25 protein-coding genes are annotated in these 19971 nt (G+C 68.1%); 12 read left to right on the top strand and 13 right to left on the bottom strand.

From position 1 onward, the window contains the following. Nucleotides 1–212: hypothetical protein (locus tag A5760_RS27285; RefSeq protein ID WP_231122589.1), on the bottom strand; the 212-nt coding region annotated here is incomplete at its 3' end. Between the two features lie 17 nt (nt 213–229). Here A5760_RS27285 and A5760_RS09285 point away from each other — a divergent pair. Together A5760_RS09285 and A5760_RS09280 are read left to right on the top strand one after the other, a co-directional pair. Beyond that, a complete protein-coding gene (locus A5760_RS09285; protein ID WP_064879919.1) occupies nt 230–523 on the top strand; it encodes a hypothetical protein in 294 nt (97 codons plus the stop codon). Between the two features lie 88 nt (nt 524–611). Next, nucleotides 612–1442, top strand: coding sequence for an enoyl-CoA hydratase/isomerase family protein (locus A5760_RS09280; protein ID WP_064879917.1), 831 nt, complete (start codon nt 612–614; stop codon nt 1440–1442). 18 nt (nt 1443–1460) lie between these two features. Here the strand turns inward: A5760_RS09280 and A5760_RS09275 are convergent, their stop codons facing one another. Beyond that, nucleotides 1461–3020 carry a long-chain-fatty-acid--CoA ligase gene (locus A5760_RS09275; protein WP_064879915.1) on the bottom strand — a complete coding sequence of 520 codons (1560 nt, stop codon included), beginning with the start codon at nt 3018–3020 and terminating at the stop codon, nt 1461–1463. A 93-nt stretch (nt 3021–3113) separates the two neighbouring features. Further along, complete coding sequence (locus A5760_RS09270; protein WP_419538231.1) at nt 3114–3671, bottom strand: hypothetical protein; 558 nt, start codon at nt 3669–3671, stop codon at nt 3114–3116. A gap of 252 nt (nt 3672–3923) precedes the next feature. On the opposite strand from A5760_RS09270, the gene A5760_RS09265 reads away from it, so the two are divergent. The 3 genes from A5760_RS09265 to A5760_RS09255 all read left to right on the top strand — a co-directional run bounded on the left by A5760_RS09265 (nt 3924) and on the right by A5760_RS09255 (nt 6527). Then, nucleotides 3924–4715, top strand: a complete 792-nt coding sequence (locus A5760_RS09265) for an SDR family NAD(P)-dependent oxidoreductase (RefSeq protein ID WP_064879913.1) — start codon at nt 3924–3926, stop codon at nt 4713–4715. Between the two features lie 18 nt (nt 4716–4733). Beyond that, nucleotides 4734–5675, top strand: coding sequence for a catalase family peroxidase (locus tag A5760_RS09260; RefSeq protein ID WP_064879911.1), 942 nt, complete (start codon nt 4734–4736; stop codon nt 5673–5675). A gap of 66 nt (nt 5676–5741) precedes the next feature. Continuing rightward, complete coding sequence (locus A5760_RS09255; RefSeq protein ID WP_064879909.1) at nt 5742–6527, top strand: sulfite exporter TauE/SafE family protein; 786 nt, start codon at nt 5742–5744, stop codon at nt 6525–6527. 42 nt (nt 6528–6569) lie between these two features. Here the strand turns inward: A5760_RS09255 and A5760_RS09250 are convergent, their stop codons facing one another. After that, entirely contained in the window at nt 6570–7655 is a 1086-nt protein-coding gene (locus A5760_RS09250; protein ID WP_064879907.1) for a glutamate--cysteine ligase, read from the bottom strand. Nucleotides 7656–7677: 22 nt separating this feature from the next. Beyond that, nucleotides 7678–8115 (bottom strand): anti-sigma factor antagonist, encoded by a 438-nt coding sequence (locus tag A5760_RS09245; protein ID WP_064879905.1) that lies wholly within the window; start codon nt 8113–8115, stop codon nt 7678–7680. A 159-nt stretch (nt 8116–8274) separates the two neighbouring features. On the opposite strand from A5760_RS09245, the gene A5760_RS09240 reads away from it, so the two are divergent. Beyond that, nucleotides 8275–8892 (top strand): TetR/AcrR family transcriptional regulator, encoded by a 618-nt coding sequence (locus tag A5760_RS09240; protein ID WP_064879903.1) that lies wholly within the window; start codon nt 8275–8277, stop codon nt 8890–8892. Here the strand turns inward: A5760_RS09240 and A5760_RS09235 are convergent, their stop codons facing one another. After that, the gene (locus A5760_RS09235) at nt 8893–9558 is read right to left on the bottom strand and encodes a DedA family protein (protein ID WP_064879901.1); all 666 of its coding nucleotides are present in this window, start codon (nt 9556–9558) and stop codon (nt 8893–8895) included. A gap of 36 nt (nt 9559–9594) precedes the next feature. Then, nucleotides 9595–10404 carry an SGNH/GDSL hydrolase family protein gene (locus A5760_RS09230; protein ID WP_064879899.1) on the bottom strand — a complete coding sequence of 270 codons (810 nt, stop codon included), beginning with the start codon at nt 10402–10404 and terminating at the stop codon, nt 9595–9597. Between the two features lie 50 nt (nt 10405–10454). Here A5760_RS09230 and A5760_RS09225 point away from each other — a divergent pair, with 50 nt between their 5' ends. Then, nucleotides 10455–11270, top strand: coding sequence for an IclR family transcriptional regulator (locus tag A5760_RS09225; protein WP_064879897.1), 816 nt, complete (start codon nt 10455–10457; stop codon nt 11268–11270). Here the strand turns inward: A5760_RS09225 and A5760_RS09220 are convergent. From A5760_RS09220 to A5760_RS09200, 5 genes are read right to left on the bottom strand one after another with little or no spacing between them, the layout of a single operon-like run. Then, nucleotides 11258–11986 carry a class II aldolase/adducin family protein gene (locus A5760_RS09220; protein ID WP_064879895.1) on the bottom strand — a complete coding sequence of 243 codons (729 nt, stop codon included), beginning with the start codon at nt 11984–11986 and terminating at the stop codon, nt 11258–11260. The two genes, A5760_RS09225 and A5760_RS09220, sit on opposite strands and share 13 nt — an antisense overlap. Then, nucleotides 11983–12774 carry a 3-(cis-5,6-dihydroxycyclohexa-1,3-dien-1-yl)propanoate dehydrogenase gene (hcaB, locus tag A5760_RS09215; RefSeq protein WP_064879893.1) on the bottom strand — a complete coding sequence of 264 codons (792 nt, stop codon included), beginning with the start codon at nt 12772–12774 and terminating at the stop codon, nt 11983–11985. The genes A5760_RS09220 and hcaB overlap by 4 nt, the downstream gene beginning before the upstream one ends. Further along, nucleotides 12771–13037, bottom strand: coding sequence for a hypothetical protein (locus A5760_RS09210; RefSeq protein WP_064879891.1), 267 nt, complete (start codon nt 13035–13037; stop codon nt 12771–12773). The genes hcaB and A5760_RS09210 overlap by 4 nt, the downstream gene beginning before the upstream one ends. Continuing rightward, the gene (locus tag A5760_RS09205) at nt 13034–13573 is read right to left on the bottom strand and encodes a 3-phenylpropionate/cinnamic acid dioxygenase subunit beta (RefSeq protein ID WP_064879889.1); all 540 of its coding nucleotides are present in this window, start codon (nt 13571–13573) and stop codon (nt 13034–13036) included. Before A5760_RS09205 ends, A5760_RS09210 begins: the two co-directional genes overlap by 4 nt. Then, complete coding sequence (locus A5760_RS09200; protein WP_064879887.1) at nt 13570–14916, bottom strand: aromatic ring-hydroxylating dioxygenase subunit alpha; 1347 nt, start codon at nt 14914–14916, stop codon at nt 13570–13572. Before A5760_RS09200 ends, A5760_RS09205 begins: the two co-directional genes overlap by 4 nt. A gap of 283 nt (nt 14917–15199) precedes the next feature. Here A5760_RS09200 and A5760_RS09195 point away from each other — a divergent pair, with 283 nt between their 5' ends. The 5 genes from A5760_RS09195 to A5760_RS09175 are packed head-to-tail and all read left to right on the top strand — an operon-like array spanning nt 15200 to nt 19261. Then, a complete protein-coding gene (locus A5760_RS09195; protein WP_064879885.1) occupies nt 15200–16171 on the top strand; it encodes a Rieske 2Fe-2S domain-containing protein in 972 nt (323 codons plus the stop codon). Beyond that, the gene (locus A5760_RS09190) at nt 16168–16653 is read left to right on the top strand and encodes a hemerythrin domain-containing protein (protein ID WP_064879883.1); all 486 of its coding nucleotides are present in this window, start codon (nt 16168–16170) and stop codon (nt 16651–16653) included. Before A5760_RS09195 ends, A5760_RS09190 begins: the two co-directional genes overlap by 4 nt. A 58-nt stretch (nt 16654–16711) precedes the next feature. Continuing rightward, entirely contained in the window at nt 16712–17482 is a 771-nt protein-coding gene (gene pcaH / locus A5760_RS09185) for a protocatechuate 3,4-dioxygenase subunit beta (RefSeq protein WP_064879881.1), read from the top strand. Further along, nucleotides 17475–18038, top strand: a complete 564-nt coding sequence (gene pcaG / locus A5760_RS09180; RefSeq protein WP_064879879.1) for a protocatechuate 3,4-dioxygenase subunit alpha — start codon at nt 17475–17477, stop codon at nt 18036–18038. Before pcaH ends, pcaG begins: the two co-directional genes overlap by 8 nt. Then, nucleotides 18035–19261, top strand: a complete 1227-nt coding sequence (locus A5760_RS09175) for a lyase family protein (protein ID WP_064879877.1) — start codon at nt 18035–18037, stop codon at nt 19259–19261. Before pcaG ends, A5760_RS09175 begins: the two co-directional genes overlap by 4 nt. Here the strand turns inward: A5760_RS09175 and A5760_RS09170 are convergent. After that, nucleotides 19252–19899: a TetR/AcrR family transcriptional regulator gene (locus tag A5760_RS09170; protein ID WP_064879875.1), complete on the bottom strand. Its 648-nt coding sequence runs from the start codon at nt 19897–19899 to the stop codon at nt 19252–19254. The two genes, A5760_RS09175 and A5760_RS09170, sit on opposite strands and share 10 nt — an antisense overlap. Nucleotides 19900–19971 lie beyond the last annotated feature (72 nt).

Below are 19971 nucleotides of genomic sequence, written 5' to 3'. Positions count from 1 at the left end.
CTGCAGTCTCGTGGGCTCGGAGATGTGTATAAGAGACAGCCTGGAATCACCGCCTGACGTTCGAACCCATCGACGACCGCAGCTGCCGCTACACCGACGAGATCGAAACCGACGACGGCGTGCATGGGCTGCTCACCCGCGCTTTCGTCCGGGTCATGTTCCGCCACCGGCACCGGCGGTGGCGCAAGCTCGCGCAGATCCTGCACTGACACCGAGAGGACGGTGAATCATGGTCGGCAACCAAGAGGGCATCGGCATGCTGAAACTCGAATGCCCACAGAGTCATCCCGTCGGCCGCATCCTCAAGGACGCGCCGCATCAGGCCGTGCAGTTCGACCCCGGGGCCCAGGTCGGGCCGCGCCGGTTCTGGCCGGACGAGGACGAACAGCCGAACTTCACAACGCGCTGCAGGTTCTGCGATAAGCCGGTGGGGGACACCACGTCCACCCTGCAAACCAAACTGGCCTCGGTGCTCGCCGATGCGTCGGCGACCGCCGAGGCGACCACGCTGCCCTACGTGTAGGCGCCCGGCCGCGCGGATACCGTAAGCGCTACAGTAGCGGCGTCGCGGCGCGACGCATCCGCGGCGACGCCGACTCGAGAGGAGTCCCGTGGCGCAGACACCGCAGAACCGTCCCCGTCCGCCCGAAGGCGATTGGCTGGGCACGCCCTACCTGCGCTTCGAGCGCCAGGGCCCGATCGCCGTGTGCACCATCGATCGGCCGGAGGCGCGCAACGCCCTGAGCCCGGCGATGTACTTCGGGATCCGTTATGCGGTGGGGCGTCTCAACGAGGACAAGGATCTGGCCGGGCTGGTGCTCACCGGGACCGGCGACGTCTTCGCCCCCGGCGGCGACATGGGCGGCGGGGGAGGCGAGGACAACTGGATCACCTTCGGTTCCGCGCTGGGCATGGACGTGACGCCGTTCGACGCGGTGCGCACCTCGGGCAAGCCGATCGTGTCCGCGGTCAACGGGCTATGCCAGGGCGGCGGTTTCCAGATCGCGCTGTGCAGCGACCTGTCGGTGGTGAGCGATCGGGCGACCTTCCGGGTGCCCGAGTTGTTCCGCGGCTACGCCGACACCTACTACAGCCAGATGCTCACCCGGGTCATCGGGCCGGTGCGCACCCGCGACCTGATGTTCACCGGACGGGTCCTCACCGCGGTCGAAGCCCTCGACTGGGGCCTGGTCACCCGGGTAGTACCGCACGAGGGCCTGCTGGACGCCGCGAAAGACGTTCTCGCGCAATGCTGTCGAAGCGCGCCGCGCGCCCGCGGCGTCATCAAGTCCAGCATCGACAGCTACCTGGGCCTCTATGACCGCATCGGCATGACCGCCAGCCTGTCCGACGCCGAGGCCATCGAAGGGTTCCGCTCGTTCAAGGAACGCCGCTCACCGGATTGGGTGCATCCGGAGTTGCGCGTCGAGGGACGGCTGTAGCGCGTTCCGCGCGAGTGCTCATATGCCGCGCGCCCGGTCACGCCAAAACGGTTCGCGCAGCTGAGTTTTCAGGATCTTTCCACTGGCGTTGCGGGGAAGTTCCGCCACGAAGTCGACCGTGCGCGGGCATTTGAAACCGGCCAGGTGCTGTCGGCAGAACTCGATGACGTCTTTCGCGTCGACCTCGCCGTCGGCTACCACGATCGCCTTGACGGATTCGCCCCAGAAGTCGTCGGGCACCCCGATCACCGCCGCGTCCTGGACGGCGGGATGCTCGATGAGCACGCTCTCCACCTCGGGGCCGTACACGTTTTCGCCGCCGGTGATGATCATGTCCTTGATGCGGTCTTCGATGTAGACGTAGCCGTCGGCGTCCAGGCGCCCGATGTCCCCGGTGCGCACCCAGTCGTCGGTGGTGATCGTCTCGGCCGTCGCGTCCGGACGGTTGAGGTAGCCGGTCATGTTCTGGTTGCTGCGCACCCACACCTCGCCGGATTCCCCGGGCGGCAACGGGTTTCCGGTCTCTTGGTCGACGACGCGAATCTCGCAGCCCAGCACCGCCTTTCCGGCGGCCAGCTGCAGCTCGGGCCGCGTCGCGTCACGGTGATCGTCGTCGGACAGCGCGGTGACCGCGCCGCACAATTCCGTCTGCCCGTACACCTGCACGAATTTCGTGTTGGACCACGTGGACAGCGCCCGGTGTAGCAAGGGCAGCGGCATCGGTGCGGCGCCGTAGACGATGTAGCGCAAGCCGGCGATCGCGGCCGTCGCCGCGTCACCCGCGTCCAGGAACCGGGCGATCACCGGCGGGACGAAGAACGCGTGGGTGGCGCCCGCGCGCACCGCGCCGATCAGCGTCGCGGCGTCGGGCTCGCGCGTCATGAACGTCGGTGCCCCGGAACGGATTCCGAACAAGGCGTAGCCGATCCCGCCGACATGGAACAGCGGCATGGCGACCAAATTCGCGTCGCCGTCGGCGAAGGGAAACGCCGGAGCCAGGTTGGACGCGTGATTGACCAGCGCCCGCTGGCTGAGCAGCACGCCCTTGGGCCGTCCGGTGGTGCCGGAGCTGTAGATCACCAGCGCGGTCTCGTTCTCCTCGACGCTCGGGTCGGGCTGCGTCGGCGCCGCCGCGGCGAGCAACGATTCGTACTCGTCGCCGATCTCGATGATGCGTTCCACGCCCGGCGCCCGCTCGGCGGCCGCCTCGACCGCGGCGCGCAGCTCGGTGCCGACCAGCAACACACGGGCGCCGCTGTCGGCCAGGACGTGCACGAGTTCGTCGCCGATCACCCGCCAGTTGACCACGGTGGTGACCACGCCGATGGAGGCGCCGGCGATGAGCACCTCGAGGCAGGCGGGGTGATTCTTGTCCAGGAAGGCCACGCACTGGCCCCGCTCCAGGCCGGCGTCGCGCAGCGCCCCGGCCGTGCGACGAATCCGCGAGCTCCACTGGGCCCAGGACCACTGGCGCTCGCCGAAGCGGATGGCGATCGCGTCGGGGCGCTGCTGTGCGTGTCGTTGCACGATGCCGGCGAGCGTCTCAGCCGTGCTGGTCGTCGTGTCGGCTGGTGGCATGGACCCCTCCGCGTTCGATTTGTTCCAGTTTTTAATACGCGGTCGGTCCCGCGCGCGCGACGCCGACCCTCGCGGGCGCAGGTCGCCGGCGCCTTATTGCATGGAGCCGATCATCATTCCGCCGTCGCCGGCGGCCTGGGTGGTCGCGCTGCTGTCCTGCCGGAAGTCGATGAACACCGATCGGCCGTTCGAGGTGTTCAGCAGCTCGGTGAACGTGCCGATCACCGGGATCGTGCCCTGTGGGTCCACCACGGTGGCCGTGTAGTTGATCGAAGCTTCCTGCTGAAAATTGGCGCCGGGCAGCGGCTTGGTGTCGGGTGGGTTCAGGCGGTCCACATCGGTCAAGATGGCCGACGCGCCGCTGGTGAATTGGTCGATGTCGGCCTGCAGCAGCCCGGCGGCATCCGTGCCGCCCCCGGGCTTCACCGTGATGCGCAGCTGCGCGCTGGTGTCGGCGTTGTTCAGCGCCACCCAGTTCGGCCCGCGGTGTCCGACCGTCCAGCCGGGCGCGGGGGTGACCGAGACGCCCTGCGCGATGGCGATCGCGTCGTCGGACGCCAGCGTTATCGCGGCGGTGCGTTCGGCTCGGTTGGCGGTGCAGGCCAGGACGACCACGGCGATCACGGCGGCCGCAAACTGAGTTACTGACATCGTCATTCCTAACGCCGTCGGGCGCGGCGAAATTCGCCCGTTGGCTCATCGTCCTCCAGCGGCTGTGGCGATGTCCAAGATGGGTTTGCCATAGCTTGATACGGCCCACCTATCAAACCATCGGGGATGCTTTGTAAAGCCCACGGCGCGAACCGCTTTGGCTACCAAATCCGATATTCGCGAACCGACTGCGGGGCGGTGTGTCACCATGACTGGGCCGACCGGCCTGACCGACCCAGACAAGGATCCGACATGGTGAACCCCGAGCGCGCCCGTTCCCGCAGCTTCGTCGTGACCGGCGCCTCCTCGGGAATCGGGCTGGCCACCGCGCGGCGGCTGTTGGCCGAGGGCGGCGCCGTGGTGGGCGCCGACCTGAGCGCCCCACCCGACGACCTGGGCCCGCAGTTCACCTTCGTGTCCGCCGATGTGACCGACGAAGCCGCGATCGCGGCGGTGCTGGCCGCGGTGCCGGGCCGCCTCGACGGCCTCTTCCACGCTGCCGGTGTCGCGGGGGGCGGCCCGGTGCACCTGCTCGACCGCGCCGAATGGGACCGGGTGATCGGCATCAACCTCACCGGTACCTTCCTGGTGGCCAAGGCGGCCCTGGCCAGGATGATCGAACAACCACGGGCCGACGGCGAACGGGGCTCGATCGTGACGGTTGCCAGCGTCGAGGGCCTCGAGGGCACCGCAGGCGGCAGCTCGTACAACGCGGCCAAGGGCGGCGTCGTGCTGCTCACCAAGAACATCGCACTCGACTACGGGCCCAGCGGCATCCGGGCCAACGTCATCTGCCCCGGCTTCATCGAAACGCCCATGGCGCACAGCGTCTTCAGCATCCCCGGGATGGAGGGTCCGCTGGCCTCCATCACCAAGGAACACGCCTTGCAGCGGCTGGGGCAGCCCGAAGAGATCGCCGCCATGGCCGCCTTCCTGCTGTCTCCCGACGCCTCGTTCGTCAGCGGCCAGGCCCTCGCCGTCGACGGCGGCTACACCGCCGGTCGCGATCACGGTGTCGTCGAACTCTTCGGCTTTCCCAGGTGATCCGACTAAGATTCGTCCATGAGCGGTGGACTTACTCCTGACCAGGCGATCGAGGCGATTCGGGGCGCCGGGGGAGCACAGCCCGGTTGTCGCGCATTGCACGCCAAAGGCACCCTGTATCGGGGCACGTTCACGGCGACCCCCGACGCGCTCATGCTCTCCCGCGCACAGCATCTCGATGGCTCGACCGTTCCGGCGCTGATTCGCTTCTCCAACGGATCGGGCAACCCCGAGCAGCGCGACGGCGCGTCCGGCGTGCGGGGGATGGCGGTGAAGTTCAGCCTGTCCGACGGCTCCACCACCGATGTCTCGACGCAGACCGCCCGCCTGTTCGTCTCCAGCACGCCGGACGGCTTCATCGATCTGCTCAAGGCGATGCGGCCCGGCCTCACCACACCGCTGCGCCTGGCCAAACACCTGCTCTTCCATCCGAAGCTGCTCGGTGCGCTGCCCATCGTGCGCGAGGCGAACCGCGTCCCGGCCAGCTACGCCACCACCGAATACCACGGCCTGCACGCCTTCCGCTGGATAGCCGCCGACGGCAGCGCCAGATACGTTCGCTACCACCTGGTTCCGACCGCACCCGAGGAATACCTGTCGGGATCGGATGCCGGCGACAAGGATCCGGACTTCCTCACCGACGAGCTGAAGTCGCGTCTGGACGACGGGCCGGTGCGGTTCGACTTCCGGGTGCAGATCGCCGGCCCCACCGACTCGACGGTGGACCCGTCGGCGGCCTGGCAGAGCACGCAGATCGTTACGGTCGGCACGCTGGCGATCACCGGCCTGGACACCGAACGTGAGCACGGCGGCGACATCGTGGTGTTCGACCCGATGCGCGTCACCGATGGCATCGAGCCCTCCGACGATCCGGTCCTGCACTTCAGGACACTGGCGTATTCGGCCTCGGTCAAGCTGCGAACCGGCGTGGAACGCGGCGCCGAAGCTCCGCCAGCCTGATCGGGGAGCGCCCGTGACGATAGTCACCTCGCGCCGAAATCGGCGGCAGACTAAGGTTTTTCTTCGGTGTCGCCACTTCAGATGTTTCTCATATGCCTGGCCGGGCTGGGTGCTGGGGCGATCAACGCGCTGGTCGGGTCCGGCACCCTGATCACCTTTCCCACACTGGTCGCGCTCGGCTATCCGCCGGTGACGGCCACCATGTCGAACGCGACGGGTCTGGTCGCCGGCAGCGTCTCGGGCACCTGGGGCTATCGCGCCGAGCTGCGCGGTCAGTGGGATCGGCTGCGGTGGCAGCTCCCGGCATCGCTGGCCGGTGCGGCGGTGGGCGCCTACCTACTGTTGCATTTGCCCGAAAAGGTGTTCACCGAGATCGTGCCGGTGCTGCTGGTGCTGGCGCTGGTGCTGGTGGTGATCGGGCCGCGAATCCAGGCGTGGACGGCCCGGCGCGCCCAGGAGGCGGGACGTTCGCCCGAGCACGTCAGCCCCCGTCGGATGGCCGCGCTGGTTTTCGGCACCTTCGCCGTCGGCGTCTACGGCGGCTATTTCACCGCCGCGCAAGGCATCCTGCTGGTCGGCCTGATGGGTGCGCTGTTGCCGGAGTCGGTGCAGCGGATGAACGCGGCCAAGAACCTGCTGGCTCTGGTGGTGAATGTGGTTGCCGCCGTTGCCTATACGGCGGTGGCGTTCGACAGGATCAGCTGGCCGGCCGCCGGCCTGATCGCGGCGGGTTCACTGGTCGGCGGGCTGCTCGGGGCGCGCTACGGACGCCGGCTGTCGGGCAACGCGCTGCGCGCGATCATCGTGGTGGTGGGTCTGATCGGCCTGTATCGCCTGCTCGCGGTGGCCTGAGAAACCCGGTACGGCAACGGTTTTGACCGCATTGGGCTTGTCTCAACTCAGCGTGGCCGCGGCGGCTTCGGTGATGACATCCATCACCTCACCGCGTTTGCGCCACGCCCGCAGCTGACGCATCGCCCCGTTGCCGTCGGTGATGACACGGTCGAGTTCGTGGCGAACGCGGTCGTATTCGCCCAGCGACTCCAGCGCGGGGCGCACCCGCTGCACCAGCGCTCCCAATTGCTCACCCGCCGGCACCGCACCGCGGCCGTGGATCAAATCCAGTGTGCGGCCGGATAACCCGTCGTGTGCGGCCTTCCAGTACGCCGCGCGCAGCGCACCGGGCGGTAGCCGCCCCGCGTCATCGGGCGAGTCGAGCGCGGTCATCACCGCCGCCCGGATCAGGGTGGCGAGCAGCACGGTCTCGGCGACGGTGGCGGGCACGTCGGCCACCCGGACCTCGACCGTCGGGAAGTCCGTGGAGACGCGTACGTCCCAATAGATCATGTCCTTGTCCAGGATCACCCCGGTATCCACCAACCGGCGCACCGCGTCGTCGTACTCGTCGGGTGAGGCGAAGAACGGCGGCGCTCCGGCGGCGGGCCAGCGCCGCCACAGCACGCTGCGCCAGCTCGCGTAGCCGCTGTCCGCGTTGCGATACACGCGCGAATTCGCCGACAGCGCAAGCAAAGACGGCAGCCATGGCCGCAGCCAATTGCTGACATGGATGGCCGCGGCGCGATCGGGCACCTGCACATGCACGTGGCATCCGCAGATGCCCTGTTCGTGGGCGATCATCCCGAACTCTTCGCCGATCCTGCGGTAGCGCGGGGTATCGGTAACGGGAAACTCGTGCGGTGTGGTCGGCGGAAGCCCGCAGGCCAGCAGCTGGACGCCGGCGGCCTCGGCGGCCTGCGCCGCGATGCGCCGGAGCCGGCTCAGCTCATCGCCGAGCTCGGCGCTGGTCGAAGCCACCTGCGAGGTGGTTTCCACCTGACAACTGCTCAGTTCGAGCTGCAGCTCGGCGCCGCGCCGCTCGGCTTCCGCGGCCACCGCCGCGTTGTGCGGGGCGGGCGCGCCGGTCTGGGGGTCGACGAGGAGGAATTCTTCCTCTGCACCGACGGTGGGGTGGTCACCCATGAGCCGATTACGGCCCGAGGATCTACCAGCGAGCGGCCGCAGACAGCGCGGAGTCGACGGTGGGGTAGATCGGCAACACGTTGCCGAGACCGCACGCGTCGACGATGCGCTCGACGATCGGCTCGCGGCTCACCAGGCGGAGGTCGATGTCGCGTTCGCGGCAGCCCTTCGCCTCGTCGGCCAGCACCGCGAAGGCGCAGCAGCCCATGAAGTCGAGTCCGGTGACGTCGACGACGAAGAAGCCGGGCGCGGTGACACCGCTCGCCGCCTCGCGCACCAGGTGGCGCCAGGTGTCCTCGTTGCAGGCGTCGACCTCGCCCCCGGCGTAGATCACCACCGACGGGCCGCTGCGATCCGCGGTCGCCCGCAGTGTGGAGTTGGGGTCGCCGAGTTCGTAGACAAGCTTGGTGCTCAGCGTCAAATGACTCGTGGGCATCGCTTCAACAATGGCGAGATTCATGGTGGACCCCCTGATCGACAAGCGCCCTGAGACGCCCCGATGGATGCCCGTCCTAATGTCTGAAGACAGACTGTCTGTTCGCGGATGCGAATCTCTTTTGTATAACGAGACAGGGCGGTCTGTCTACCGGTGGGGGCCTAAGAGTACGTTAAGTCCTGTATGACAACTCCGGATGTCGGAGCACCCACCGCGTCGCCTCGCGAACGCGTACTGACCGCCGCATATGACCTGTTTAGCCGGCGTGGCATTCGCGCGGTGGGCACCGACGAGGTGATCGCACGGGCCGGTGTCGCCAAGGCGACGCTGTACCGCCATTTCGCGACCAAGAGCGATCTGGTGCTGGCCGTGCTGGAGCGCCGCGAGGAGCTCTGGACCCGCGGTTTGATTGAGGAGCAGTCGCGCCGGCGCGGTAACACTCCCGAGGAACAGTTGCTGGCGATCTTCGACGTCATGCACGAGTGGTTCCGGCTCAGCGACCGCTATGAGGGCTGCTCATTCATCAATGTGCTGCTCGAGGTGGGGCCCGATCACCCGGCCGGTCAGGCCTGCATCGCACACATCGACCGCGTCCGCGACATCGTGCGGGGCCGTGCCGTTGCGGCCGCCTTGACCGACGTCGAGGAATTCGCCTCGTCCTGGCACATTTTGATGAAGGGCGCGATCATTCTGGCCGCCGTCGGTGACCTGGATGCCGCGCTGCGCGCCCGCAAGATGGCCCGCACCTTGATCGAAGAACACCGGCCGCCGTTGGTGGCGGACACCGGCGACGTCGTCTAGTCAGACGGTGTCGGACGCGGTGGTGCCGGTCTTGCGGTAATGTTCGGCCTCCAATTCCGCGATCATCCGGGATGTGCGTTCCCGCAACAGGATTGCAGCGGTGAGCCCGGCCACGACGGCGATCACCAGGCCGATCCAGGAGAACCGCTCCAGCCAGCGCTCGGCGGCGATTCCGGCGAAGTAAACCAACGCGGTCGTGCCGCCGGCCCAGCAGATGGCACCCGAGACGTTGGCCGCCAGGAACCGCGGATAGTGCATCTTCAGCGCCCCCGCCAGCGGGCCGGCCAAAATTCGTAGCAGCGCGATGAAGCGGCCCAGAAAGACGGCGCGAACACCCCAGCGGTCGAACAACTTTTCGGCGAGCGCGATGTGGCCGGGCCCGAAATGTTTCGGGAACCGCCGGCCGAGCCGGTCGAAAAGCGGCATGCCGAACCGGCGGCCGATCGCGTAGCCGATCGAATCGCCGACCACCGCGCCGATCACCGCGGCGACGCCGACCCCGACTGGATTGACGGCAAGGTCATGGTGCGACGACATCAGCGCCGCCGTGACCAGCACGATCTCGCCCGGCAAGGGAATGCCCAGGCTTTCGATCCCGACCACCCCGCCTACCACCAGGTAGACCGCGAGCGGCGGAATCGAGTGCAGCAAGGGCTCCAGATTCATGCGTCAAGGATGCCTGACCGGTCGCGGATCCGTGGCTTAAGGTGTGCGCTTGAACTCGCTCGGGGTGTCCAGCCCCTCCAGTCGCGGGCGTTTCGGTTCGCGTCCGTCGTACGACGACAGTCCGCGCAGCCGCCGCCAGATCCACGGGACGAAGCTTTCCTGCGCCCAGCGCAACTGCTCGAATGTGCCCGCCGCGAAGGAACGCTGCGTGGGGTTGAGGCCGCCCCACGCCCAATCATGGTTGCTGTCAGGCAAATTGAGTGCCTCGGCGGCCGCGGCGGCGAACAGCATGTGGCCCTTGGTGGACGCGTGCACCCGATCGATGGCCCAGGTGTCCAACTCGCGCATCGACGGCGCGTTGTACAGGTCGACGAGCCGGAACCCGTAGCGATGGGCCGCCGCGCTGATGGCCCCGTTGATCCGGGCGAGCCGCCCCGCCACCAGTCGGCCCAGCGGCAGGAACTGGGCGACGTTCGGGAAGGTCGTCGTCACCACCGTCGCGCCCGAACCGGCCAGCGCGGCGTAGATGTGCTCGAGGTCGGCCAGGGCGGGCGCAAAGGATCGCCCGGGCTGGATGACGTCGTTCATGCCGGCGCAGACGGTGATCAGGTCGGGCCGCATCGCCAGCGCCTGCGGAAGCTGCTCGGTGAGCACGTGGCCGATCCGCTTTCCGCGGATCGCAAGGTTGGCGTACTGCAGGCCTGGATAGAGCGCATCGACGATCACCGCGAGCCGGTCGGCGAATCCGAGCAGGCCGATGGTGTCGTCGCCGTCCCACAGGCCCTCGGTCTGGCTGTCACCGATGGCGACGTAACGGCGGTATCCAGCGTGAATAGCCCCGCTCACGATGCCGAGAATAATACGAAGCCGCGCCTATAACTGGTTACCGTGGATCCATGTCACACAAGCGTGAGCCGGACGCCGGGGATGCCGCGGCGTCGCCCGTCGCCGATTCGCTTGCGCCGCAGTATCCGATCGAGTCGGTCGACAATGCGCTCAAGCTGTTGCTGCTGTTGGGTGAACAGCCCCAGATCCGGTTGAGCGAGGCGACCCGCTACCTGGGCGTGGCGTCGTCGACCGCGCATCGCTTGCTGGCGATGCTGGCCTACCGCGGGTTCGTCCGCCAGGACCCGGTGTCCAAGGCCTATCTGCCCGGTCCCTCGCTGACCGGGGTGGCGTTCGCCATCTTCGGTCGCATCGACATCGCGCGATCCGCCGCGCCCGTCATGCGCAGCCTCAGCGAACAACTGCGCGAAACGGTGCACGTCGGCATGCTCGACGGCGCCAGTGTCCGCTTCGTCGCCGCCGTGGAGGGGCCCGCGGCGGTGCGGGTGGCGTCGCGGCTGGGCCGCGCCATGCCGGCCCACTGCACCTCGACGGGCAAGGTCATGCTGGCCCAGTTGCCGCAACCGGAACTGCGCGCGCTGCTGCCGCGCGAGCAGTTGAAGCGCATCACCTCGCATTCGATCGGCAGCCGTACCGAATTGGAAGCCGAGCTCGCCGGCATCCGCGAGCGCGGCTACGCCACCAACCGGGAAGAGAGTGAGGAAGGCGTCGCGTCGGTCGCCGTGCCGATCCCGACCCGCGCGCCCGGGCTGCGGCTCGCGCTCAACGCCGCCGCGCCGCAAAACCGGCTGGCGGCCTCCCGGTATCCCGCGGTGGCCTCCGCACTTGTGGCCGCAGCCAAGGAGATTGGCGATCAGCTCTCGTAATCGGCAAGCCGTGCCACCTCGTGGCGCCAGGCCGCCTCGGCGGTGAACGCAGGCCCCAGGTCTGGCAGGTCCTCCCAGTCAGCGTCGTCGATGTCACGCAGGGTGCCGCCGGCCGCGCGCACCCGCAACGACATCCGGGCCAGTGCATCGAGGCTGATCGCCTGCAGCACCGCCTGCGGCACCGTGGCGGCGGCGCTGGTGATTCCGTGCCCGCGGCAGATCACCACCGGCCGGCCGCGCATCGCCGCCACCATTTCCTTGCCCAGCCGCGAATTCCGGATCAGCACAGCGCGTTCGTAGACGGGCACACCGCCGCGCGCCAGCCAGGCGCCGGGAATGTCATGGGCGCCGTAGATCGGCCGGATCGTGATGCCCGCCAGATCGGCGGCGACCACGTCCGGGGGATGCAGGTGCGCGACTGCGACGTGGCCCGGGTCGGCCAGCATGGTCTCGACGTGGATCGGCAGCTCGTTGGGAACGTGATACCCGTCGAGTTCGCCTGGAGCACCGGCGGTGCCGTCGAATCTGATCAGCCGGATGTCGTCGGCCCGGGTGAAGGCCACCCCGGTGTCGGCCCCGCTTCGGCAGCGCACCAGCAGGCGCTCGTCGTCGACCCGCAGGCTCAGGTGGCCGAGGATGCCGTCGACCAGCCCGCGGGCCGCCGCGACGCGACAGCCCTGCGCCACCAGGGCGCGCTGCTGATCCAGGTCCGTCATCGCGGGCCCAGCCCGAATCCGCCGTCGGGCCGGACGGTTTCGCCGGTGATCCCGCGGGACCGCTCGGACGCCAGGAACACATAACTCCACGCGTGGTCCTCGCCGGTGAGCGCGACATGCAGGGGTGTGCGCGCGGCGACGTCTCGCGCCCGGTCCGGGCTGTCGTCCAGGCGCGTCTCGTCGAGCCCCAGGCTGGACAGGCCGCGCAGGTCGGTATTGAGGGTGCCGCCGGGCGCCACGCCGTTGACCCGGATGTCCGGTGCCAGTTCGTGCGCCAACGCCGAGACCAGACCGCGCACCGCGAATTTCGACGACACGTAGAGCACGCCACCGCGCCCGGGATAGAACGACGACGCGGACTCGGTCAGCACGATCGAGGAGCCCCTCGCGCGTCGCAGCGCCGGGATAGCGGCCTTCACCGACTGCAGATGGCTCAGCACGTTGGTGCGAAACATCTCGTCGAACGCGTCGGCGAGTGCGTCGGCCTCGATGTCGCCCACCCCCCGGTAGAAGTCGAAGACCCCGACACAGTTGACCAGGGTGTCCAGCCCGCCGAAGGCGTCCACCGCCGCGGCGACGGCGCGGTCGTTGGCCTCGTGGGTGGTTGCGTCACCCTCGACCACCGGCACCTGCGGCAACTGCTGGCGCAACGCGTCGCACTTGCTCGGATCACGTTCCAGCACAGCAACATTCGCGCCCTCTGCGCCGAACGCAGCCACCACGGCACGGCCGATCCCCGAACCGGCGCCCACGATGAGGGCGCGCCTGCCCTCCAACCAGCCGGTCACGGCTGGGCGTCGCTCTCGTCGGGCAGCAGTGGCGCATGCGAATTGCCGACCATGGCGGCCAGCGTACGGGGGTTCTGCCAGGTCAATGCCTCGACCTCCAGCGCGTCCAGGGTGATCCACTGCCCGGATCTGGGCGCGCTGATCAGCAGGCGCGATCCGTTGCGGGTGTCGACCCGGCGCACCACGACCTCGGTGAATTCGTTTGCGACGCTGATCGCTTCGCCGACCGCGCCGTCGAGCAGTTGCTGCAGTTCGTCGTTCACAGGAACACCGCCAGGTTCTGCATCCGTAGCACCGACTCGTCGGCGATGATTGTGCGGCGGGCCAGCTTCCACCGATCATCGCAGCGGCGCAACACGTCCTGGCGCCCGCACGACATCAGAGCGCTGTCGTTGACGTCGCCCCTGCTGCGGAACAGCAGTTCGGCCGATTCGACCACCAGGTGGGCCTCGTCGTCACCGGCGAAGGTGCGCACGTTGGTGATGAAATGCCGCAGCCGCGACGGCGGGTCCTCGGCCCACACGTGCTCGGTGCCCATCCGTGCGACCCGCTGGGACAACGAGTATTTGTCCTCGTCGAAATGGTCCATGCGGGGCCCCCTTTCCGGCGAAGCGTCGAATCCGGCGCCGCGTGCGGTCGTGACGCGCACCGGCATGACGTAGCGGACGTCGTCGGTCAGCGTGTCCAGCCACGCCTCGTACTGCTGGGCGTCGAGCAGGTACGCCTCGTCCACCAGGAACCGATGCGCCTCCAGGTGCCGAGTGTCGCTAAATGGCAGGCACGGCAACGGCTTTCTCATGCGGGCACCCCTTGCAGGTAGTCGGCCCACATGTTCAGCAGCGCCCGCTGGTTGTGCTCGTTGTAGCCGACCTGGGCGCGTCCGGGGCCGTGGAAAGCACTGGGGGACAAGGCTTCGATAACGGGGCGGTCGTCGGCGAGCAGGCCCATCCGGCTGTTCAGCAGCAGCCGTCGCGCCATGGAACCGCCCGCGGTGGTGGTCAGCGACACCCAGTTCTCCACGTCGTCTTGTTCGAACATGCCGGTCGACCCGAAGCACATCAAATAGGCCTTGTACGAGTCTTGTTTGTACTGTGCGGGAGCGGCGGAGTCCACCGCGAACCACGAGCAGACCTCGGTCTCGTTCTCGCTGATCGGCTGCCATAACCGGATCGAGATGAACGGCAGCACCTGGTCCTCGCGGTCGTGCACCTTGGGCCAGTTGTGCACGAAGCTGAGGTTCGGAAAGCACGTCGCTGCCGAGATCATGAATCCGTCCTCGCCGACCACCCGTTGCTGTCGGGGCGTCCACACGTCTTTGATCCGGCCGATCATGTCGTCGGGGTAGCCGACGTAGCGCATCCGCTCCTCGAAACCGCCCGGCGGAAGTTTGTAGGTGGTCCCACCGCCGCGGTGCGCCCAATAGGTGGCACCGTCCTTGCGCTTCTGGGCTTTCGGCTCGCGGAAGAGCCCGATGTCGACGATCGACGCATGGGTGTGCGGGGTGTGGTACATGTCGCCGGCGAAGTTCTCCGCGCCGATCTTCCAATTCGCCTTGATCCGCCAGCGCTGCGGCCCCCGCACCTGGACACCGCCGGCGCTTTGTTTGGTGTAGTAGTCCAGATAGAACTTGAAGTCGCCCAGGAAGTCTTCCAGCGGTTCGGCTTTCGGATCGAGGCTGATGAACAGCAGGCCGTTGTAGCTCGCGAAATTCGGTGCGGGCAACAGGGTTTGGTCCTTGGCGAATCCCTCGTCGCCGCCGTAGGCCTCCCGGTGAAACGGCAATCCGGTGAGCCGGCCGTCGTTGCGGTAGGTCCAGCCGTGATACGGGCAGCGGAAGTTGGAGGCGTTGCCCATCTCCGCGCGGCAGACCTGCATTCCGCGATGCAGGCACATATTGAACAGCGCCCGCACGGTGCCCTGCGAATCGCGGGTGATGATGAACGAGTCGTCGAGCACGCGGCGCACCACGTAGTCGCCGTCCTGGCCGATCTCGGACTCGTGTCCCACGAACGTCCACGCCCGGTTGAACAGTCGTTGCTTCTCCAGCGCGAACAGTTCCCGGTCGTTGTAGATGTGTGCGGGGATCATGCCCCGGCGCACGTTCTCGAAGACCTCGGCCAATGCGCCGCGATGGTCTGCCATGGTCCCTCAGCGATTCTCTGTCTTACAGAACTACTCTCCGCTCAGTAGAATCTCGCAGTCTTCGGCGCCGGTCAATCACCTGGCAAGCCACACCGCCAGGTTTCTACAAGAATGCTTGGTGCTAATTCACAGGTTGCACACAATTAAAAGACGGAAGGCCGCGGCTACGGTGGGTCACGACAGCCATTCCGCGCATGTGAGCGCGGCGTAAACAAGGGGTAACCGTTCGGTTCTGCGGTAATAAACCGTCGTTTTCCGCTGATCCGAGGAAGGAACTGGTGCCATGGTGGGTCGGCCACGAGGGGGTCGATTGCAGCAGGTCGGATCGAAGGTTCTGGCCGTTATCGGGCGCCAGGAGTGGATTGATCGACCGAGTTATCGGTTCGAACACCTGCTCAGCTTCGCCTACAACGGGCTCGGTGGCGCCCGCAACACCGTCGCCAACGCGCTCAACGGGGTATGGCTCGGTCACCCGGTGCACCCGCCGCTGGCGTCGCTGACGAGTGGCGCGCTCGGGACGACGGTGGCGCTGGACGCGCTCAGCATCCTGCCCGGCCAGCCGGCATCCGAGGTCGTCGACGCATCGCGATTCGCGTCGCGCGCGCTCGGGGTGGGCATCCTGGCCAGCCTCGGCTCGGCCGTCACCGGCGTCACCGACTGGCAGCACACCCACGAGGAGGACCGCCGGGTCGGCGCGGTGCACGGCCTGGTGAACCTGGCCGCCACCGCCCTGTACATGCAGTCCTGGTGGGACCGGCGCAAGGGGCGCCACGGACGCGGCATCCTGCTGACCGCCCTGGGCTATGGCATCACCGTGGCCGGTAGCTACCTCGGTGGCGCACTGGTCTTCGAGTCCGGGATCGGCATCGACCAGTCCGGCCCGCGGTTGCGCACCTCCACCTGGACGCCGGTGCTGCCCGCAAGTTCGTTGAACGGCAAGCCGGTACGTGTTGAGGTCGATGGGGTGGGCCTGGTGGTCTGCCAGACCAAGCCCGGCGAGGTCGCGGCGTACGGGGAATTCTGCCCCCACCTGGCCGCGCCGATGTCCGACGGCTGGATGGACCGCGGCCGGCTGGTATGCCCCTGGCACGGCTCATGGTTCGCCGCCGAGTCCGGGGAAGTTGTGCGTGGCCCGGCGGCAGCGCCGCTGCCGTGCTACGAGGCCCGGTTGGTCGACGGAGTGGTCGAGGTCCGTGGCGAGCAGCAGCCCCTTCCCGGTGGCGCGGCAGGAATCGCAAAAGGAGGAGCCAATTGAACGCCTATGACGTGCTCAAGGAACACCACGTCGTGATCAAGGGCCTCGGCCGCAAGATCAGCGACGCACCGGTGAATTCCGAAGAGCGGCATGAGCTTTTCGACGACCTGCTGATCGAGCTCGACATCCACTTTCGCATCGAGGACGACCTGTACTACCCGGCGCTCAAGGATGCCAGCAAGCTGATCGCGGTCGCCCACGCCGAGCACCGCCAGGTGGTAGACCAGCTTTCCGTGCTGCTGCGGACGCCGCAGAGCGCGCCCGGCTACGAGGACGAGTGGAACTCGTTCAAGACCGTGCTGGAGGCGCACGCCGACGAAGAGGAGCGCGACATGATTCCCGCTCCGCCGGAAGTGCGGATCACCGACGCGGAGCTCGAGGAGCTGGGCAACAAGATGGCCGCCAGGATGGAGCAATACCGCGGCTCGGCCACCTACAAGATGCGCACCAAGGGGCGAGCGGCGCTGGTGCGCTCTCTCTGACCGACGACACCGCCCGCTTGCGGGATTCGGTGGGCCACCGAGAGTAGCCTCACGGCACATGAGCCCCGAGTGTGTCGCTTCTCAGGGTGACATCACGGCGGAGATCGCCCGCATCGCAGCGCAATACCAGGCCGCCGGGGGAGTCGGGCATGTCCAGCAGCCGCGGCTCGACTATCCGCCGTACCGCAGCACGATCCTGCGCCATCCAAAGCAACCGTTGGTCGTCGTCGATCCCGAGGGCGTCGAACGCTGGGCGCCGTGCTTCGGCCACCAGGACGTCGACCCGCTCGACGCCGACCTGACGGCCGGTCACCCGGGCGAGCCGATCGGGGAGCGCGTCGTGGTGACCGGGCGCGTACTCGACGAATCCGGCAGGCCGGTGGCGGGCCAGCTGGTGGAGATCTGGCAAGCCAACGCCGGCGGGCGCTACCGCCACCAGCGCGACCAGCACCCCGCGCCGCTCGACCCGAACTTCATCGGGGCGGGCCGCTGTCTGACCGGGCCGGACGGCACCTACCGCTTCCTGACCATCAAGCCCGGCCCCTACCCGTGGCGAAACCACCACAATGCGTGGCGCCCGGCGCACATCCATTTCTCAGTATTCGGAACGACTTTCACCCAGCGCCTGGTCACCCAGATGTACTTCCCGGGCGACCCGATGTTCGAGCTGGACCCGATCTTCCAGTCGATCCTCGATCCCGCCGCGCGGCAACGGCTGATCGCCCGCTACGACCACGCCGTCACCGAGCCGGAGTACGCGACCGGGTACCGCTGGGACATCGTGTTGGCCGGTGGCGCACGAACCCCGACCGAGGCCGAGCATGACTGAATCAGCCTGCACGCCAGGGCAAACCGTCGGCCCCTTCCTGGATTTGGGATTGCCTTATCCCGACGACAACCTGCTGGTCGACGACGGCCATCCGCAGGCCATCCGGCTGCACGGGGCGGTGTACGACGGGGCCGGCGCCGCCGTTCCGGACGCACTGGTGGAACTGTGGCAGCCCGACGGTGCGGGAGGCGTTCCGCGGCAAGCCGGTTCGCTGCGCCGCGACCACACGGTATTCACCGGCTGGGGGCGCTGCGCGACCGACGCCGCCGGACGCTACTCCTTCACCACCCTGGCGCCCGGATCGGCGACCGCCGGTCGTCCGCCGTTCTTCGCGCTCACCGTGTTCGCCCGGGGGCTGCTGAACCGGCTGTTCACCCGGGCCTATCTGCCCGGCGCCGAGCCGCACGCCGATCCGCTGCTGGCGGCGGCCGACGCCGAGCGCCGGTCCACATTGTTCTGCGTCGCCGAAAACGACAGCGCTGCTTACCGTTTCGACATCCACCTGCAGGGCCCGGCCGAGACCGTGTTCCTGGCATACTCCGAAGGCGCGCGATGAGCAACCTGTTGTGGCCGGGAGACCATCGCGCCGGCGAGCACATGACCGACGAGGCGCTGCTGGGATCGATGATCGCGGCGGAATGCGCGTGGCTGGACGCGCTGGCGTCCGCCGGTCTCGCGCCCGCCGGGTGCGCCGAAGCGGACCTGTGGAACCTGGTCACGCACACCGACTGTGAGTCGCTCGCGGTCACCGCCGAGGACGGCGGCAATCCGGTCATCCCCTTGGTCAAGCTGCTGCGCCAGCGGGCCGAACCGGGCATCGCGCCCTGGATCCACCGCGGCCTCACCAGCCAGGACGTCCTGGACACGAGCCTGATGCTGGCCGTGCGCGGGGTCGCCGACGACCTGACAACCGAACTGAGACAGCAGATTTCCACGCTGACCGAGCTCGCCACCGGACACCGGGACACACCGATGCTGGCCCGCACCCTCACCCAGCACGCCGCGCCCACCACCTTCGGTGTCAAGGCCGCAAGCTGGCTGACCGGGATCGTCGACGCATTCGAGCGCACGACCGCGCTGACCACGCCGATCCAAATCGGCGGCGCGGCGGGCACATTGGCCGCAACGACAGAGCTGGCCGCATTGCTCACCGGTACCGACGACCCGGCCGGCGTCTCGCTGTTGCTGGTGCGAAGCGCCGCAACCACATTGGGTCTGCAGGACAGGCCGGCCTGGCACACCGCCCGCGCACCCATCACCGCGGCCGCCGATGCCTTCGTCGGCTGCACCGACGCCTGGGGCCGCATCGCCTCCGACGTCGTCACCCTGGCCCGCCCGGAGATCGCCGAGCTCGGCGAGCCGGCAGCCGCCAACCGCGGCGGCTCGTCGTCGATGCCGCACAAGCGAAACCCGGTGCTGTCCATTCTGATCCGCCGGGCGGCCATCGCCGCGCCGCCGTTGGCCGCGACGATGCACACGGCGGCGGCGCTGGCCAACGACGAGCGCCCCGACGGGGCCTGGCACGCCGAATGGGACACGCTGCGCACCCTGGCCCGCCGCACCCTCGTCGCGGCATCCCAAAGCGGCGAGCTGCTCGCCGGGTTGACCGTGCACGCGCAGCGCATGGCCGAAAACCTCGATGCGGCAGACGTTTCGGGGGAGCAGCGGTCGATCGCCGACCTGGTGGGCAAGGAGCCGTCGCCGATGTACTTCGGTGCCGCCGACCGGCTGATCGACGAGGCCCTGGGCCGCGCGGCACGGGCGCTGTCTCAGCGCTGATAGATGCTGGCCAGCCAGATGTGCAGCAGCGTGTCGATCACCCGGTCTTCGGGGATCGCCTGGTCCTCGGCGGTGAACGTCGCGGCCATCATCCGCTCGCTCAGCATGTTGAGCGCCACGGACAGCTCGCCGGCGGGGATGGTGTCGGGGGCGGCGCCACGACCGCGTTCGGCCCTGATCGCGATGGTGGTGTAGGCGATCCACTTGTTCATGAGTGCGGACCACAGCTGCCGCACCTCGGGGTTGGTCGCCTTGGCCGCGGCACCCGCGACGGCGACCGCCCGGTGCGATCCGGAGACCTCGAAGAACGATTCGATACGCGCCCGCCAGATCGCTTCGGGGTCACCGGACGACACGACGTCCAGCGCCCGCAGCGCCGCCTGGGCCTTGTTGTTCATCTGGTCCAGCAGCGACAGCAGCACCGCGTTCTTCGACCGGAAATAAAAGTAGAAGGTGGGCCGCGATATCCCGGCGCCTTTTGCTAGGTCGTCGACGGAAAAGTCGGCCAGCGGCCTTTCCTGCAGCAGCCGTTCGGCGGTGGCGAGTATCGCCTGCTCGCGGTCGTCACCGGGGTAGTGCGACGCCCGCCTGCCCCGCGAGGCCTGCGGATACTTTGTTTGTGTCGGGAGGTCGGACACGCCCGCTACTGTTGGGCACGCCGATATACGTCAACAAAACTATTGATGAAAACCAGCAATAATGTCGATTAA

The sequence above is a fragment of the Mycobacterium colombiense genome, from assembly GCF_001665835.1.
In the GTDB taxonomy this organism is placed as follows: domain Bacteria; phylum Actinomycetota; class Actinomycetes; order Mycobacteriales; family Mycobacteriaceae; genus Mycobacterium; species Mycobacterium colombiense_A.
Note: the sequence above shows the minus strand (reverse complement) of the source record. Positions and strands in the feature narration are given on the sequence as shown.